This window comes from Chryseobacterium sp. Leaf201, from assembly GCF_001421435.1.
GTDB lineage: Bacteria > Bacteroidota > Bacteroidia > Flavobacteriales > Weeksellaceae > Chryseobacterium.
In genome coordinates this window covers 21400-38405 of record NZ_LMKA01000074.1, presented here as the reverse complement: position 1 = coordinate 38405, position 17006 = coordinate 21400, and the positions used below count along the sequence as shown (strand labels likewise).

Below are 17006 nucleotides of genomic sequence, written 5' to 3'. Positions count from 1 at the left end.
TACTAATTACCCGTAGATTTATAGCCTATTGGTTACAACCAACAAGCCTTATAAGTGCAACAATGGTTTTGCCTTTGTGATGATATTTACCGATAAAAAAGAAGCTAGAAGCTAGATATTAGAAATTAGTATTTACTAATCTCTAATTACTAACCTCTCACCTCTTATATACAACCTTTAGGGTGGTTTTAGCGGTGGGGCTCACCTGTTCCCATTCCGAACACAGAAGTTAAGCCCACCAGCGCCGATGGTACTGCGAAAGCGGAGAGTAGGTCGCCGCCAGTCTTTATTTTAAAACTCCTTCATCTTCCGATGAAGGAGTTTTTGCGTTATAGACATACCGTATAAATAGAACTTAATCTTTCATTAGCCTGAATTATAGGCAATACGCACCAAATAAGTATTAGATAAACATAAGTACCAATAGCATAGCACAGTATCATAGCTATGCTTAATCTTAAAGGCAATTCTCCCTGTATCTGCAATATTTAGTTCCTGCACCAAATAATATATTGTAGGCCCATCCAAGCGAAAGACTAAGCGTAGGTGCTACTTCTTCAGTAAATACTGGAAAAATGATTAAATTTAGTCCAAAATGAAATAAAAATGTATAAAGAATTTGGGTTTTGGAAAGAACATGGAAACCAATACAAAGATTATCCTTCTGTAAATCTTTATAGAAATAAAGAGATCAATAAATTATATGATAAAGATAAATTAATTCAGTACTTACGCTCCGGGGGAACTGTAGCTGCATCTAGTAAAATAGTTTTCCCACATTTATTTAAAAATCATATTGAACAATCTGGAGAATTTCTATTACTTACTGATGGGTTTTGGATATGGCCAGAAAATTTATCTGAATACGTATTAGATTACGATGTTATTTTACCTAATGATTGGTATAATTTAATACTAAAAAATAATTATAAAATATTAAAAGAAATCAAGAATCAACATCTTGATGTTGATTGGGACTAATAGATAGTATGATATACGTGAGAGTAAGATCAGGATGTTATGCTTTATTAACAAATGTAATACCATCATTAGTGATATGAGATTGTATACTCAGAATTAGAAATCATAAAATATCATAATCACACATATCAAAATAAAGAATCTGTTTCACCTGAAACAGATTCTTTATTTATAACAGATTACTATTACTGCAAACCAGACCATCCTGTGGCCCAGGCTGGGCTTCCCATTCCGTTTCCGGCACCTGTAGCATCATTTTTCACCGTAAATGTAGTGTCAATAACAGCTACATTAGTTCCTGCTGTTGATTTGAAGGAAACTTTTGTCGTCACATTCGTATCAAAGAAAGAATTTGTAATTTTCTTTTTGCCGTTGAAACGGGTCACTGTTGGATCACTTTCTACAGCAATTCCTGTTGTCCAGTTAGAAACCACGATATTGTCCAGTGTGGCATACGTTCCTGAATAGAGCCTTATCGCATTGGATTCTCCGGCAGTTCCGCCCAGCAGCGTCACATTTTTGATGGTTGGATTTGATCTGGGTGACGCATCTGCATTGGAAGTGTTATTTATTCCTTTTATTCCGGTATTTTCCGTACCGTCTGTTTTTCTTTTTGTATATATATTGGAGGCTGTTCCGGTCCAGCCGTCTTTCCAACTGAATGCATCATCTTCATTTCCTACAGAAATGATATTGGAAATATTTACCGTTCCTCCGTAAAGCTCAATCCCGTCTTCCGCACCGTTTATTACCGCAATATTATCTACTTTTGTATCACTTCCTACCCCAAACAGAGAAAAACCGTTGAATTTTTTACCGGCTGCAAAATCAGCACCTGCATTTTCAATCCTTACATAGCTTAATGACCCCGAATTATCAGCCGTTAAAGCCCCTCCGTATAATGAATTCCCAATTTCAGAAGAATTGGTTGTTCCTGTATTCACCGGAGCTCTTCCGCAGATTACAAGGCCACCCCAGCTTCCCGGCGTAGCTGCAGAAGATGAAAACGATATGGGGGATAAAGTGGTCCCATTGGCATAAATCTGTCCGCCCTGTTCTATCAGTAGATAAGAAGTCGGTCCTGCTGTAGCAACAATTCTTGTTCCTGCAGGAATAATAAGCTTGCCTCCGTCTTTTACCCTGACCGCTCCGTTGAGCACATATACTTTGGTAGCATCAAGCGTTACGATCTGCCCGTTAGTTACATCGCCTTTAAAATTGCCCGGATCCTGTGCGATTCCTACAACATCGATTTTTGCCGTGTCATCTTCCTCTTTACTGCAGGAGTTAACAGCAAGTGATGCACTGATCATCATGAATGACAGTATTAAGGGGATATAGTTTTTCTTCATAACAAGTTTAATTTTATTTTTTTGCGGAATGATCTGAACGCCTGTATTTAAAAAGCGAAATTACATCTTTTCTTTATATTGCCCAATCCAAATATATGTTTTCTACCTATAATCAAACAGCACCGGAAAATAATTTCCGATGCTGTTTGAATTTAATATGAAGAAACTAATTACTGACTATTGTAATCCTGCTAAAAGGTTAACTCCGTCTACGGTAGCCCATGCTCCTGGCGTTAAAATTACTTTGGTAACGGTAGCCGTATTTGTGAAAGTCTTTGCACCGTTCGGGGTATAAGCATATCCCCATACTCCTGCATTATCAGAATTCAGATAAGTAAGAGGCTCAACTTTTACTTTATTGGTATTTACCTGACTTGTTTCAGTAGCTGCATCCTGGATAAGAACAGAATATGCCTTTTGAGTTCCGATATTTTTATAACCGCTGATATAAACATTTGAGAAAATACCGGTTCCCTGCTTTTTGAACTGAATTGCTGAAATCTCAGGAGAGTTTGCTGTTTCAGGGTTTGTATTGGCATTTCTGATTAATGTAATGTTTGAAATTTTTGGAGCTACATTATCAATATTACTTGAGGATTCAATTTCCATCCCGAAGTTACCCACACCTGTCTGGAATGCATACCAGTTGGTGTTGTTCTGCCCGCTCCATGCATCCTGCCAGTCAAAGGAATCATCATAATTTCCATAGGAAATAATATTTTTAGCACTTACAGTACCACCGAAGAATTCATATCCGTCATCTGTACCTTTATAAGAAACCAAGTTTTCAAGTGTAGTACCTGCTCCTACAGCATAGAAAGTCATAGAGTTGGTTTCAGAAGTACCGTCACCGATTTTTTTACCTGCATATTCTACACGTACAAATTTCATGGTACCAGAGTTAGAATTTGCATCATTACCACCATAATATACATTGTTGCCGTCTTCAGAAAGAGCTGTCGAAGTACCGTTAATGGCTTTAATCGGAGCTGATCCGTAAAGTGTTATTCCACCCCAGTCTCCAGGCGTTTTAGTGGTTGTAGTAAATACAATAGGTTCTGAAGCTGTACCTACCGCATTGATTTTTCCATCCTGCAAAATTACTAAACTGCTGTTTGTAGAAGTATCAACAGTAAAATTGGCACCAGCTTCAATAGTAAGCGTAGCATTACCTGTAATTTTTACAATACCTTTTAATATATAATTTCCTTTTTTAATCAAAAGGTCTTTTGAAATAGTTCCTGATAATGTTCCGCTTCCGCTTAACACGCTTTCCGTAGTACCTGGTGTTGTTACTGTACCTTCTCCTAAACCGTCATTAACTTCTACAGTACATGAGTTTAAGGCTAGTGTTAACGCAAAAGTTAACGATACTAATGGTAAAAATCTTCTTTTCATTTTATGGATATTTATTTATTTTATAAGAATTGATTAGAATTAGAAAGTGTATCCTACTGTAAGATTGAAATTTATTCCTCTGAAGTAGTCTGTGTATATATTATTTCCGTTTGACTGAACGTCATAATAGCTGTTGTCACCCAGTAAGATCTTGTATCTGTTGTTTAGAATATTCTGAACACCTGCCTTTACATTCCAGTTTTTAGTAATTTGTTCCTGATAAATAAAATCTAACTGACTAAAAGGCTTTTCATAATAATTGTCAGATCCCGAAGTACCTACAGCATATATTTTTGATCCCGAAACATTGTAAACCAAAGACAAAGTTCTGCTTAGATTATTCTTTGTTTTCATCTCATATTTCAAATCTGCATTAATGGTATATGGAGATGCTCCCTGAAGACCTCTCTTATGTAAATCTCCTTTATAATATTCAGGATTAGGTTTTTCCAGTTGCAGCTGCTCGTCACTTCTTTCGACATCTGTATACATGAAGGTAGCATTGGCTCCAAGAGTAAATTTATCAAGTGATTCGGAAAGACGTCCTAAACTGATGATACCTTCTAATTCAACACCCGCTAAGTCTGCTTTTTTAGCATTATAGTAAGTAACTGTAACACCGTTAGCATCTCCTGAAGAAACAAATGACCTTTCTATAGCATTGTTAATTCTTTTGGCGAATAAATTCACAGCAAACATTTCTTTACTGGTAGGAAAGTATTCCCATTTTAAATCTAAATTGTAGTTGTCACTGATCTGAATATTCGGGTTACCTTTAATACTTTCGTTATCCGGATTGATATAAGTAATTTCCATCGTTTCAATTAGGACAGGACGTGTAACGGTCTTGCTGAAAGAGAACCTTAAGTTATTCTTATTATTAAGCGCATTCTTAATGGAAATTGACGGTAAAAATAAATTTCTTTCTTTATCTAAATTCGTTTTCTGGGCTGCACCCTGCTCAGAAAAGCGGATTAGTGTCATATCATTTTCATATCTGCCTCCAAGTAAAATGTCCCAACTTTCAGAAGGTTTATAGTTGAAGTTGATATACCCTGCATTTACGAACTGATACATACTGGTGAAGAAAAGGGATGGATCTGTTTCTTCCTGAAAAAAGAATAAGTTATTTGCTAAATCCTGGTTGAATTTTTCTTGAGGAGAATTCTTGTCAATTAAGAAACTTTGTCCTGCGGTTCCATTAGGTTTTCCGAAAAGGAAACGGTAAGATGTTTTCCTAAGATCGGCAAATCCGTTGTAACCTACTGATAATTGCATAGGGTATTCTCTTTTATCACCTTTCTCTCCTAAGAAAACAGAATATTCACCATATGCTGATCCGTAAAATCTTGAATTTACATCGAGATATTGACGGATAATATTATTACCTCCATAAGCTAAGAGCAATTGATTATCAGGTAGAACATTCCCATTCAGGTCTTGTCTGCTCCCTTCTAATATTTTTCTGTCCGGCTGGCTGTAGTTATTAATTACATAACTTCCCCCTGCTTTCAATTGCTGTCTTTCTCCTAATTTCTGGGAACCTGTCAACTGAATATTAAGAAATCTTGACAAATCCTGCTGGTTAGTACGGAAGAATCCAATATCTCTGTTTTGTACCTGATTGTTCTTGTACCCGTAGTAATCTTCAATGATATTATTTGCGTTTTGCAGGAACATAGCATTTAAATTAATGGCTGTCCCTTTATTTTTATAACCAAAACCTAATAAAGCAGAAGATTCAAGTTCGTAATTATATTGTTTTCTCTGAAGATCATTGTTAAGATTAATAACACCTCCAAAATCTTTGAACTGATTTTTAGCTCCTTCCTTATAAGAGTATTCTGAACTCTGATTTAATGAAAATAAGATACCCAAGGTTCCGGTTTCACCAGCTTTAATTTTCTGAACAGTAGTGAATCCTATACTGGTATTAGGCAAAGACCTTACTTCATCTACATTCCAAGTATCTTTAAACTGTGATAAAGATTCATTTGCGGAAAATCTATAATTGCTTGGTCTTGAATTTTCAATGGAAGATGGTAATTGCTTGTCATCAGAATTCAATCCTGAATAGCCTTTGAATCCATCAGCATTTTCGGAAACCTTAAATCCTTTTCTGAAATTACTCAATGTATTTACACCTACGCCAAATTCTATCTTGGAAAAAGCCTTATCAATGGTCAGTGTTTCGATATCGAAAGTCGCTCCGGCAAAGTCGCCGTATAAATTGGAGTTGAATGTTTTATAGATATTAAGCTTGCCCACAACGTCTGTCGGGAACTGCTTTAGAGCAATGATTTTCTGGAACGGGTTGTTGGAGGGAGATCCGAGGCCGTTAATTAAAAGATAATTGTATCTTTCTTCCAGACCTCTTACAAAAAGCCCTCTTCCTTCTACAGTGGTAATCCCGGTTACTTTCGTAAGACCCTGCTCAACGTTGGAAATCCCTTTTCTGGAAATTTCTTCAGCACTTACAGCCTGCTTTTGAATGATTGCTTTCTTCTGTTCTACCAGAACTGCGGTTTCCGTTTTCCTGTTACTGCTTCCCTGAATCACTACACCTTCAATTCTCTTTTCTTTCTTGATGGTGTCGCTTTTGGTTTCTTGAGCGTAAAGTACAGTTCCGGATGTTGTTAAAAACAAAACAGCGATACTCAGTTTTCTAAAATTCATTTCTTTTCTTCTTACTATATTCTTTCGCTGCAAAGGAATGAAAGAATAGCCGAGTAAATGGTTTAGCGAAATTTAATTTTTTCTTAACTGAACATTAAGAAAAGATTATTATTGTTAACTTTATGTGAACGATGCCCGTTTTGTTAAACTGTGATTAAAATATTATTAACTTTGACTCGTAAAAATCAAAAATGAACCAAAAGAAAATCCTCCTGATTGACGATGAACTGGATATTTTAGAAATCCTGTCTTACAATCTGGAAAAGGAAGGCTATGATATCTATACAGCCACCAACGGTAACGAAGGTATTGACAAGGCAAAAGAAATTGTTCCTGATCTGATCCTGTTGGATGTAATGATGCCGGAGAAAGACGGGATAGAAACCTGTCAGGAACTTCGCAGGATCAAGGAGCTTCAGAAAACATTAATTGTATTTCTTTCAGCAAGAAGCGAAGAGTTTTCGCAGCTGGCGGGATTCCAGGCAGGTGCCAATGATTATATCGTTAAGCTGATTAAACCGAAAATCCTTATTTCCAAAGTCAATGCTTTGCTGCAGCTGACCTCTCAGGTATCAGATAATGCCAAGCTTATTGAAATCGGTGATCTTATTATAGATAAGGACAACTTCAGGGTTTCTAAAAGCGGGCAGCAGTTCCTTCTTCCGAAAAAAGAATTTGACCTTCTTTACCTACTGGCATCAAACACCGAAAAAGTTTTCAAAAGAGAAGAAATTCTGGAAAAAGTCTGGGGCAATGATGTTATTGTTGGAGAAAGAACCATTGATGTACACATCAGAAGATTAAGAGAAAAACTGGGAATCAATACGATTCAGACATTAAAAGGAATTGGGTATAAACTTATTGTTTAATACTCAGTTTCAATTCTTACCTTTACGTATCAACCCTAAAACAGTGTAAAATTGAAATTTTACAGACTTACCCTTGTCGCCTCCTGTCTCCTGACACTGGTGATGTTCCTGTTAGTAATCATTTTTGATTCGCTGAAGGATATCTATTACAGTACCCCTTTCTTCAAAATCGGGCTGTTCATCTGCCTTGTATTTATTTTTATCATCAATTACATCGTACTGGAGCTGCTCTTTAATTATTACGGCAAAAAACAGGTGCGCGGTCTTTCACGGATCCTGCCGCAGGAAATTGTTACCAATGATAATGAAAATATCACCATCAAAGAATTAGGCGAGCGGTTTTCAGACCTCAATCAGAAGAAGATCACCGAGCTTGATATGATGAAGGAAATGGAAAGCTACCGTAAAGAGTACATCGGCAATGTTTCCCACGAGCTTAAAACCCCTTTGTTTTCCATTCAGGGTTATGTGGAAACCTTGCGCGACGGTGGTGTCGATAATCTGGTAATCCGGGATAAATACCTGGAGCGGATTGATAAATCCGTTGAACGCCTTATTGCCATTGTTACCGATCTTGACATGATCAACCGTCTGGAAGCAGGAGAAATCAACCTGACCGTTTCAAAATTTGATGTTAATGTACTGATCAAGGAAATTTTTGACCTTCTGGACCTGGAAGCGGAAAAGCACAATGCCACGTTACAGATCCAGACCCTGCACCCGCAGATTTTTGTGGAGGCAGACAAGCAGAAAATATCACAGGTTTTTATCAACCTGATCTCCAATGCAATACATTATGCCAACCGCCAGGAAGCAAAAGTAGTCGTAAAAACAAGCATTCTTAAAAATAAGGTTTTAATAGAGGTGATAGACAACGGAATGGGAATCAAATCAGAAAGCCTGCCGAGGATTTTTGAAAGGTTTTACCGTGTAGAAACCAGCCGCAGCAGGAGAGAAGGCGGTTCAGGACTAGGTCTTGCCATCGTAAAGCATATTCTTGAAGCCCATAACGAAAACATAACGGCAGAAAGTGTCTATCTTGAAGGGACGAAATTCAGCTTTATGCTTGAAAAAAGCAAATAGCTCCGGCAAAATGTAAGCAAAAAAAATGTTTTAAAAAATCAATAAATATTTTTTTGTCCCATCTCATTTATTTTATATTTGCAATAGAGATTTATCATAATAATAAAGGCAAAAAGTAATTTAAAACTGATGGTTTACAAAATCCGCGTAATATTAGATGCAAAAGAAGATATTTTCCGGGATATCGAAGTTAAAGGGAAACAGACGCTATGGAACTTACATTTAGGTATTAAAAGCGCGTTCAGCCTGCAGGGAGAGGAGCTTTCTACATTTAATCTGCTGGAAGAAGACGGTACAATCATAAAAAGTGTCCCGTTGGAAGATATGAGTGACGATGGCGACGGCGAAATTATGTCGGATGTGTACATTGACGAAGCTTTCGAAAATACAGGAAACAAGGCGCAGTTCCAGTACGGTCTTCTTGACCTTTGGGAATTCTTCTGCGAACTGGTGGAAATTATTGATGAAACCAAAGGTGTTAATTATCCGATCACCGTATACAGATTCGGGAATGTTCCTATGAAAGCACCGATTAAAAGTGCTGCGGGAGGATCCAAAAAGAAATCGGCCATGCCGTTACTGGATGATGATTTCGGTTTTGATGATGATCTGGTAGCAGGCGGAAACTTTGCAGATGAGGATGACGATAATTTTGATGACGAGGAAGAAGACGATTACAACGATGACGTTTTTGATGAAGAAGACAACGAAGACGAAAGATAAACAAATACAAAAATAATAGACAGCCCCGGATGAAAATTCGGGGTTTCTTTTTAAAGATAACAAGTAAACATTTATCGTTTGCCACTTTCAGTAAGTTGAAATGCCGCCATTGATGATGGAACTGCATTTAAATTTATCTTCCGCTTTTAAGCAGTCATTTTGCCTGCTTTAATTGTTCTTTCACATAAAATTCACGCCTTATCATGGCCTTTTTTCAGTCACAATTGTTATTTTTGTTAAAAGGGACTGAATGAGAAAGCTAATTTTAATTGCAGCCATAAGCCTGGGAATGGCTTCGTGCACTACTCAAAATATAAAAAACGATATGACAGATTTGCCTAAAGACTGGAAACATACAACCAATATTTACGAAGTCAATGTAAGACAATATACCAAAGAAGGAACCTTCAATGCTTTTGCGAAAGAAATGCCGAGACTGAAATCTATGGGCGTAAAGACCCTCTGGTTCATGCCGGTTACACCCATTGCACAGCAAAACAAAAAAGGCAGCCTTGGAAGCCAGTATGCCGCAGCAGATTATACCTCCATTAATCCGGAATTCGGGACCATGGAAGATTTTAAACGCATGGTGAATGAAGCACACCGCTTAGGATTCAAGGTAATCATCGACTGGGTGGCCAACCATACCGGATGGGACCATGTCTGGACCAAAACGCATCCTGAATTTTATCTGAAAGATCCGGACGGGAAATTCCATGTTGCTTCAGGAATGGATGATATTATTGAACTGGATTATAAAAATCAGGAAATGCGCCTCGCCATGATTGATGCCATGAAATTCTGGATCAGGGAAACGGGTATTGACGGCTTCAGGTGTGACCTTGCCTCATGGGTAGAAGTGGATTTCTGGCAGCAGGCCCGTCCCGAAGTTGAAAAAATAAAGCCTCTTTTCTGGATAGGGGAATATGATGAACTTGAAAATCCGGATTATGGAAAAGTTTTTGACGCCAGTTATTCCTGGAAGTGGATGCATAAATCCGAAGATTATTATAAGAAAAACCAGCCGCTTCAGGAACTTAAAGATTTGTTAACGCAATATTCAAAAATCGGGGACGGCTCTATGAGGGCATGGTTTACTACCAATCATGATGAAAATTCCTGGAACGGGACAGAGTATGAAAAATACGGGGATATTACCAAACCGATGGCTGTATTTTCGGCTACCTGGAATGGGATTCCTTTGCTCTATTCCGGTCAGGAGCTTCCCAATATGAAAAGGCTGGAATTTTTTGAAAAAGACCCTATCGCATGGAACGGCACTTATGCATCTGCAGATTTCTACAAGATGTTATTCAATCTTAAATCTTCAAACCCGGCCTTAAGAGGAGGAGATCTGGAGGTAACTACATATTTTCTGAACACCACAGCCAACGATAAGATTTTAGCTTACCTGAGGAAAAACGGGAAAGATGAAGTGCTGGTGGTTTTAAATATGTCAAAAGAACCCGTCAACTTCATCATTGAAGACGGACAGGTATCCGGAACCTTCAAAAATGTTTTTGATAAAACGAAAAAGAACTTTGATGCAGGGAAGGCCTTTAATTTCAAAGTTTCGGATTTTGCTGTTTTTGAAAAATAAAAACTGAATTTTTAAATAAACAAGCAACAGGCTGCCGGAATGAATGGCAGCCTGCTTTTGTATCATATTATCTTCAATATTAAAATTATTTAATACATTTGAATGTTTGCCAAATGAACAGAGCCGTAAGCCGTATGGATAAATCTAAAATAGCAGAAATCGTCAGAAATAAAATCACCGGGAAAATTCAGAACTTCGAAAATCTGATTACAGAAACCAGAGCCTCAAGCAATGATACCAAAAGCTCAATGGGTGATAAATATGAGACGGGCCGCGAGATGCTTCAGCAGGAGATCAATAATCTTCAGAGGCAGCTGAATGAAACGCTGAACCAGCAGCTGTTGATTCAGAAAATATCAGCCGAACCCTCATCAAAAGTACAGAACGGCGCTTTGGTAAAAACCGATAAGGGACTTTTTTATATTGCCGCTTCGGTTGGGGAAATCGTTCTGGACAATCAGAAAATAATGACGGTGTCCGCAGAATCTCCTTTGGTAAAAGCTATGACAGGCTTGGGCAAAGGACAGAGTTTCTTTATCAATACAATCAGCCAGACCATTGAGGAAATCTGGTAAACCTGTATCAGAATAGCAGTTGAAGTTCAAATCATTCTGAATAATTTAATCAAAATCGATTTACTATTACACTTAAATTAAGTTCAGCAGTTAGAATACAGCAGTAGAGGGTATTGGCAAAATGAATGGTTTTTATTCGGTCTTTTGATTTAGATTCTTTAAATTTGAGCCATAAAACAGCTTTTCAGAATGCAGAATTATTTAGACCTTTTACAGCATATTGTAGACCATGGAACAGACAAAACCGACAGGACGGGAACCGGAACCAGAAGTGTTTTCGGATACCAGCTTAGGTATGATCTTTCCAAAGGTTTTCCATTGGTGACGACCAAGAAAGTGCATTTGAAATCGATTATTTATGAACTGCTCTGGTTTTTAAAAGGCGAGACCAATATTAAATATTTAAAAGACAACGGCATTTCAATCTGGGACGAATGGGCAGATGAAAACGGAGACCTGGGTCCTGTTTACGGTGCACAGTGGAGAAGCTGGAACGGTGCAGACGGAAAAGTGGTCGACCAGATTACAGAGGTAATTGATCAGATCAAAAAAAATCCGGATTCCAGAAGGCTGATCGTTTCCGCATGGAATGTTGCCGAAATTCCCAATATGGCCTTGGCTCCCTGCCATGCGCTGTTTCAGTTTTATGTAGCAGACGGAAAATTATCCCTTCAACTTTACCAGAGAAGTGCTGATGTTTTCCTGGGAGTGCCTTTCAATATTGCCAGCTACGCATTGCTGTTGATGATGGTGGCGCAGGTGTGCGATCTGGAAGTGGGGGATTATGTCCACAGTTTCGGGGACGTGCACATTTACAATAATCATTTTGAGCAGGTGAACAGACAGTTGTCAAGAGAAACAAGGCCGCTCCCGACCATGAAATTAAATCCTGAAATTAAAGATATTTTCAGTTTTGATTTTGAAGATTTTACGCTTGAAAATTACGATCCGCATCCGGGGATCAAAGCACCTGTTGCGATTTAATTTTTAGTAATAATTTCATTAACTTTAATTCAAATTCAGAAAGTATGGAAATTAAAATCAGTCTAGACGAATACGCAGATGTTCCTTTCATCAAAAAACTTTTATCCCAGATAAAAGGGGTTAACAGTATTGAGGTTTCTGAAAATGATAAAGTTGATTCATGGGAGGAAACTGAAAATTCTGATGAGTTTAAAAAAATAATTAAAAGAAGTTGCAGTCAAATTAAAAATGGAGAATATCAGGAATATTCCAAAGAATTAATGGATTCCATTTTTAAGAAATGATGAAAATAATATTTTCTGACATTGCGATTGAGAGTCTTAGGGAAATCACTGATTTTTTAAGTGAGCACTGGACTAAAAAGGAAATTAAATTATTTAAAAGGGATAGATAATTTAATTGAGTCATTTCAAGACAGAATAGTCTCGTATCCTACCATAGATTCAGATAGCGAATTGCGGTTTGCACTGTTGGGAAAAAAACAGGTTAAAGTATATTTCGATGTTAAAACAGATGATGTAGAGCTTTTATTATTTCTTCCTTCCAAAGGCAATCCGGAGAATATTGAGAGACTGTTTAATAAATAGAATATAAAAAAGGTGAAGCGCAAAACTTCACTTTTTTTGTAACATTCACCGGATTTTTTCAACCTATTGATTAAATCTCAGTGCATGTTAAAAAAGTTACTTTTTCTTTCGGCGATAAGCATTTCGGGCATTGCTTTTTCTCAGAATAACATTAAGGAAAAACTGGGGAATTATTTTGATTCCCTGTTCGTGCATCATAAGGTGATGGGAAGTTTTGCCTTTACCGATAAAAATCAGACAAATTTTCTGAAAGTAGTTGGATTTTCCGATGTTGAGAAACAGCAGAAGGCCAATATGAATACCCGGTACCGCGTGGGTTCAGTCAGCAAGACTTTTACTGCCGTTCTGATTATGAAAGCAGTGGAAGATAAAAAGATTTCCTTAGACCGGAAATTATCAGATTTCTACCCGGAGATTCCAAATGCAGGTAAAATTACCATTGAACAGTTATTACAGCACAGAACGGGCATTCAGAATCTGACGAATAAGGCTGAATTTGCGGAGTATTACATGAAACCACAGACGGAGGCAGATTTAATCAATACCATTAAAAAATATGCAAGTGACTTTGAGCCCGGATCAAAGTATGAATACAGCAACTCCAACTATATTCTGCTGGGTTTTATTCTTGAAAAAGTATATAAAAAGCCGTATGCAGAATTAATTAAAGATAAAATTGCGAAGCCTTTAAAACTGACTTTAACCGGAGTCGGAGAGAAAATTGACACTTCAAAAAATCAGGCGGAATCTTATCTGTATGCCAACGAAAACTATCACAGGTTACCCGAAACGCATATGAGTGTCCCGGCCGGTGCAGGAAATATCATCTCAACGCCTACTGAACTTATAACATTCATTACCGGACTGGAACAGGGGAAACTTATTAAAAAATCGAATGTTGATAAAATGAAGAATTTTATTGACGGTTACGGATACGGACTGGTGAAACTACCTGATGATACAAGTTCAGGATTCGGCCACAATGGGGTAATCGATGGCTTCATATCAGCAGTATTTTATTTTCCCGATGAGAAACTGGCTGTTAGTTATACCATAAACCAGGCTGATATGGATACGGATGAAATTTTTGAAAAAATGATGCTCACGGCAAAAGGCAAAGATTTTAAAATGCCGGGCTTTAAGACTGTCCAGATTGCCGAAAGCAAACTTCAGAAATTTACCGGAACCTATTCAAGCAGAGACATGCCTTTGAAGATCAATATCTTTATTCAGGATAAAAAGTTAATGGGACAGGCTACCGGGCAGAGCGCGTTTCCACTGGATGCTACTTCTGAAACCAGTTTTAAATTTGATATTTCAGGAATCGTGATCAATTTTCGTCCTGAGAAAAAACAGTTTGATATCATTCAGGGAGGCGTAAAAACAACTTTTACAAAAGAATAAAAAATGAAATATTTAAAAATCAATACCGAACAGGCTGCCGATCTTGAAGCGTTGAAAAATGCCATCCTTCAGATGAAAGGCGTGGATACTGTAGAAGTCATCGATGACGAAAATCCGGAAAGCGAACTGAAAAAAGCATTCCACAAAACCAAAGAGCAGTTTAAGAAAGGAGATTATGAGACTGTGGTGAATGATATTTTCGACATTTTAACTAAAAATAATTCTAAAACAAGTAATACATAAATGAAAAAAGCCGTTTTAACGATTGCTATCCTGGGAGGGATTTTCTTTTCCGGAAATGTAGCAGCGCAAACCGAAACTTCAGGAAGGCAAAAAGTCTACAGGGCTACCCATACCAAAGTAACAGAACTGAAGCATACCAAGCTGAAGGTAAATTTCGATTATCAGAAAGAACAGATGAACGGGGAAGAATGGCTTACCGCTGCACCGTACTTTTATCCTGCCAATGAACTGGTACTTGATGCAAAAGGAATGCTGATCCAGGAAGTTGCATTGGATAATAAAGGCAAAAAATCACCCTTAAAATATGATTATAAAGATGATGTCTTAAAAATCACATTGGATAAGACCTATCAGAAAAATCAGGATTATACGGTTTATATCAAATATACGGCCCGTCCGAATGAAGTAAAACAACAGGGAAGTGCGGCTATCAATGATGCCAAAGGATTGTATTTCATCAATGCACAGGGAAAAGATGCGGACAAGCCTACCCAGATCTGGACGCAGGGCGAAACGGAATCTTCTTCTGCATGGTTCCCGACCATAGACAAATCCAACCAGAAGACCACCCAGGAAATCTACATGACGGTTCCTGACAAATATGTAACGCTTTCCAATGGGGTATTAAAAGAGTCACAGAAAGAAGCAAACGGCCTGAGAACCGATCATTGGGTAATGGATAAAAGACATTCTACCTATCTGTTCTTCATGGGCGTAGGCGAATATGCGGTGGTGAAAGACAAATGGAGAAATATTTCGGTTGATTATTATATCGAAAAAGAATATGAGCCATACGCTAAACAGATTTACGGAAATACACCGGAAATGATGGAGTTTTTCTCTAAAAAGCTTGGTTATGACTATCCGTGGGCGAAATATGCGCAGATTTCCGGAAGGGATTATGTAAGCGGTGCGATGGAAAATACAACAGCAACTTTACACGGAAGCGACATTTTACAGAAACCGGGACAGTTAATCGACGAAAATACCTGGGAAGATACCATTGCCCATGAACTGTTCCACCATTGGTTCGGGGATCTGGTAACGGCAGAAAGCTGGAGCAACCTTACTGTGAATGAGTCTTTTGCCAACTATTCCGAATACCTGTGGAATGAATACAAGTACGGAAAAGACCAGGCAGACTATCATCAGATGAAAGATGTGAATAATTACATCCACAATCCTTCCGATTTCAAAAAAGATCTGGTAAGATTTGATTATGATTCCCGTGAAGACGTATTTGATCTGGTTACCTATCAGAAAGGCGGCGGAATCCTCCATATGCTGAGAAATTACCTGGGTGACGATGCCTTCTTTGCAGGAATTCAGGATTACCTGAAAACCTATGAATACCAGAATGCAGAAGCCCATCAGTTGAGGTTATCATTTGAAAAAGTTTCAGGAAAAGACCTGAACTGGTTCTTTAACCAGTGGTATTTCGGAAGCGGAAACCCGAAAATCAGTTATTCCTACACATTTGAACCGGTTAAGAAACAGATTACCGTTACCCTTGACCAGACTCAGGAACAGCCGTTTGAATTTCCAATCGCTATCGATGTTTACGATAACGGAAAACCTAAACGATACAATGTCTGGGTGAATGCAGCCGCAAAAAATACGTTCAGTTTCGATGTTTCCAAAAATGCAGACCTGGTGAATATCAATGCAGACGGTGTTTTACTGGCAGAAATTACCGATACCAAAACACCTGAACAGTACCTGATGCAGTTTACCGGTTCCAAAGAATTCAAAAGCAGGTACAATGCTTTGAACGGGATTAAAGACCAGGCAGGAAAAAATCCGGCAGCAACGAAATTACTGGCAGCAGCATTAAAAGACCCTTTTTTCAGAACAAGGATTAAGGCTTTACAGTTAATGGACCTTTCAAATCCTGAACAGTTTAAAGCACTGGGTTCCGATGTTGAAAAACTGGCTTCAAATGACCCGAAAACATTAGTGCAGGCTGCGGCAATTTCAGCATTGGCAAAAACAAAAGACAAAAAGTACCTTCCGGTTTTTGAAAAAGGAGTTAATGCCGTTTCAAATGCCGTGAAAGGCAATTCCGTAAGTGCCGTGGTGGCTGTTGACCCGTCGAGAGCAAGTGCTCTGGCAGAAAAGATAGACCTTGACGGAGCATCCGAAACTTTAATGAGCCAGATGCTGCCGATTGTCGTGAAAAATAAAGTGACTTCCCAGATGTCCAATATTGCTCAGCTGGTGGCATTTTATCCCTTCATTAAATTCCAGAATCCGGAATTGGGAAAATCTGCAGAAGAAGGGTATAACTGGATTATGAGTTCTGATAATCTTAAAGCAACAGAAAGCATTACAAAAATAGTAATGCAGGCAAAAGGCCAGATGGGAGACAATCCTCAGGTAAAAATGATGATTTCCCAGATGCTGAAAGACGGACTGAATAAAAAAGTAGAGCTGCTGAGACAGAATCCTCAGAATGCAGCAAGCATCAACAAACAGATTGATGCCATTAATAAGGCCATAGAAGATTTTAAATAATCGAATAGCCTCTCAAA

At 38.1% G+C, this 17006-nt stretch carries 14 protein-coding genes and 1 rRNA gene; 12 read left to right on the top strand and 3 right to left on the bottom strand.

Annotated elements, in window-relative coordinates; genetic code table 11:
• Window positions 1-178 precede the first annotated feature (178 nt).
• Window positions 179-285: ribosomal RNA gene (gene rrf, locus ASE55_RS10820) — 5S ribosomal RNA — on the top strand.
• Window positions 286-606: 321 nt separating this feature from the next.
• Window positions 607-981: a hypothetical protein gene (locus ASE55_RS10815; RefSeq protein ID WP_056219126.1), complete on the top strand. Its 375-nt coding sequence runs from the start codon at window positions 607-609 to the stop codon at window positions 979-981.
• Between the two features lie 185 nt (window positions 982-1166).
• Here the strand turns inward: ASE55_RS10815 and ASE55_RS10810 are convergent, their stop codons facing one another.
• The 3 genes from ASE55_RS10810 to ASE55_RS10800 all read right to left on the bottom strand — a co-directional run bounded on the left by ASE55_RS10810 (window position 1167) and on the right by ASE55_RS10800 (window position 6407).
• On the bottom strand, window positions 1167-2333 hold the full coding sequence (locus tag ASE55_RS10810; RefSeq protein ID WP_056219123.1) for a hypothetical protein: 1167 nt from the start codon (window positions 2331-2333) through the stop codon (window positions 1167-1169).
• A 177-nt stretch (window positions 2334-2510) separates the two neighbouring features.
• On the bottom strand, window positions 2511-3731 hold the full coding sequence (locus ASE55_RS10805; RefSeq protein ID WP_056219119.1) for a hypothetical protein: 1221 nt from the start codon (window positions 3729-3731) through the stop codon (window positions 2511-2513).
• A gap of 39 nt (window positions 3732-3770) precedes the next feature.
• Window positions 3771-6407: a TonB-dependent receptor plug domain-containing protein gene (locus tag ASE55_RS10800; RefSeq protein WP_056219116.1), complete on the bottom strand. Its 2637-nt coding sequence runs from the start codon at window positions 6405-6407 to the stop codon at window positions 3771-3773.
• A 191-nt stretch (window positions 6408-6598) separates the two neighbouring features.
• Between ASE55_RS10800 and ASE55_RS10795 the strand changes: the two genes are divergently transcribed.
• The 10 genes from ASE55_RS10795 (at window position 6599) to ASE55_RS10750 (ending at window position 16989) form a co-directional block, all read left to right on the top strand.
• On the top strand, window positions 6599-7276 hold the full coding sequence (locus ASE55_RS10795; RefSeq protein ID WP_056219113.1) for a response regulator: 678 nt from the start codon (window positions 6599-6601) through the stop codon (window positions 7274-7276).
• Window positions 7277-7327: 51 nt separating this feature from the next.
• Window positions 7328-8359: a sensor histidine kinase gene (locus ASE55_RS10790; RefSeq protein ID WP_056219110.1), complete on the top strand. Its 1032-nt coding sequence runs from the start codon at window positions 7328-7330 to the stop codon at window positions 8357-8359.
• Between the two features lie 129 nt (window positions 8360-8488).
• On the top strand, window positions 8489-9082 hold the full coding sequence (locus ASE55_RS10785) for an IS1096 element passenger TnpR family protein (RefSeq protein WP_056219107.1): 594 nt from the start codon (window positions 8489-8491) through the stop codon (window positions 9080-9082).
• Between the two features lie 250 nt (window positions 9083-9332).
• Complete coding sequence (locus ASE55_RS10780) at window positions 9333-10682, top strand: alpha-amylase family glycosyl hydrolase (protein WP_056219103.1); 1350 nt, start codon at window positions 9333-9335, stop codon at window positions 10680-10682.
• 113 nt (window positions 10683-10795) lie between these two features.
• A complete protein-coding gene (locus tag ASE55_RS10775) occupies window positions 10796-11257 on the top strand; it encodes a hypothetical protein (RefSeq protein WP_238585038.1) in 462 nt (153 codons plus the stop codon).
• 189 nt (window positions 11258-11446) lie between these two features.
• A complete protein-coding gene (locus tag ASE55_RS10770) occupies window positions 11447-12241 on the top strand; it encodes a thymidylate synthase (protein ID WP_056219101.1) in 795 nt (264 codons plus the stop codon).
• Between the two features lie 44 nt (window positions 12242-12285).
• Window positions 12286-12525: a heavy-metal-associated domain-containing protein gene (locus ASE55_RS10765; RefSeq protein ID WP_056219098.1), complete on the top strand. Its 240-nt coding sequence runs from the start codon at window positions 12286-12288 to the stop codon at window positions 12523-12525.
• Between the two features lie 387 nt (window positions 12526-12912).
• Complete coding sequence (locus ASE55_RS10760; protein ID WP_056219095.1) at window positions 12913-14232, top strand: serine hydrolase domain-containing protein; 1320 nt, start codon at window positions 12913-12915, stop codon at window positions 14230-14232.
• Between the two features lie 3 nt (window positions 14233-14235).
• On the top strand, window positions 14236-14475 hold the full coding sequence (locus tag ASE55_RS10755) for a hypothetical protein (RefSeq protein WP_056219091.1): 240 nt from the start codon (window positions 14236-14238) through the stop codon (window positions 14473-14475).
• On the top strand, window positions 14476-16989 hold the full coding sequence (locus ASE55_RS10750; RefSeq protein ID WP_056219087.1) for a M1 family metallopeptidase: 2514 nt from the start codon (window positions 14476-14478) through the stop codon (window positions 16987-16989).
• Window positions 16990-17006: the final 17 nt, after the last annotated feature.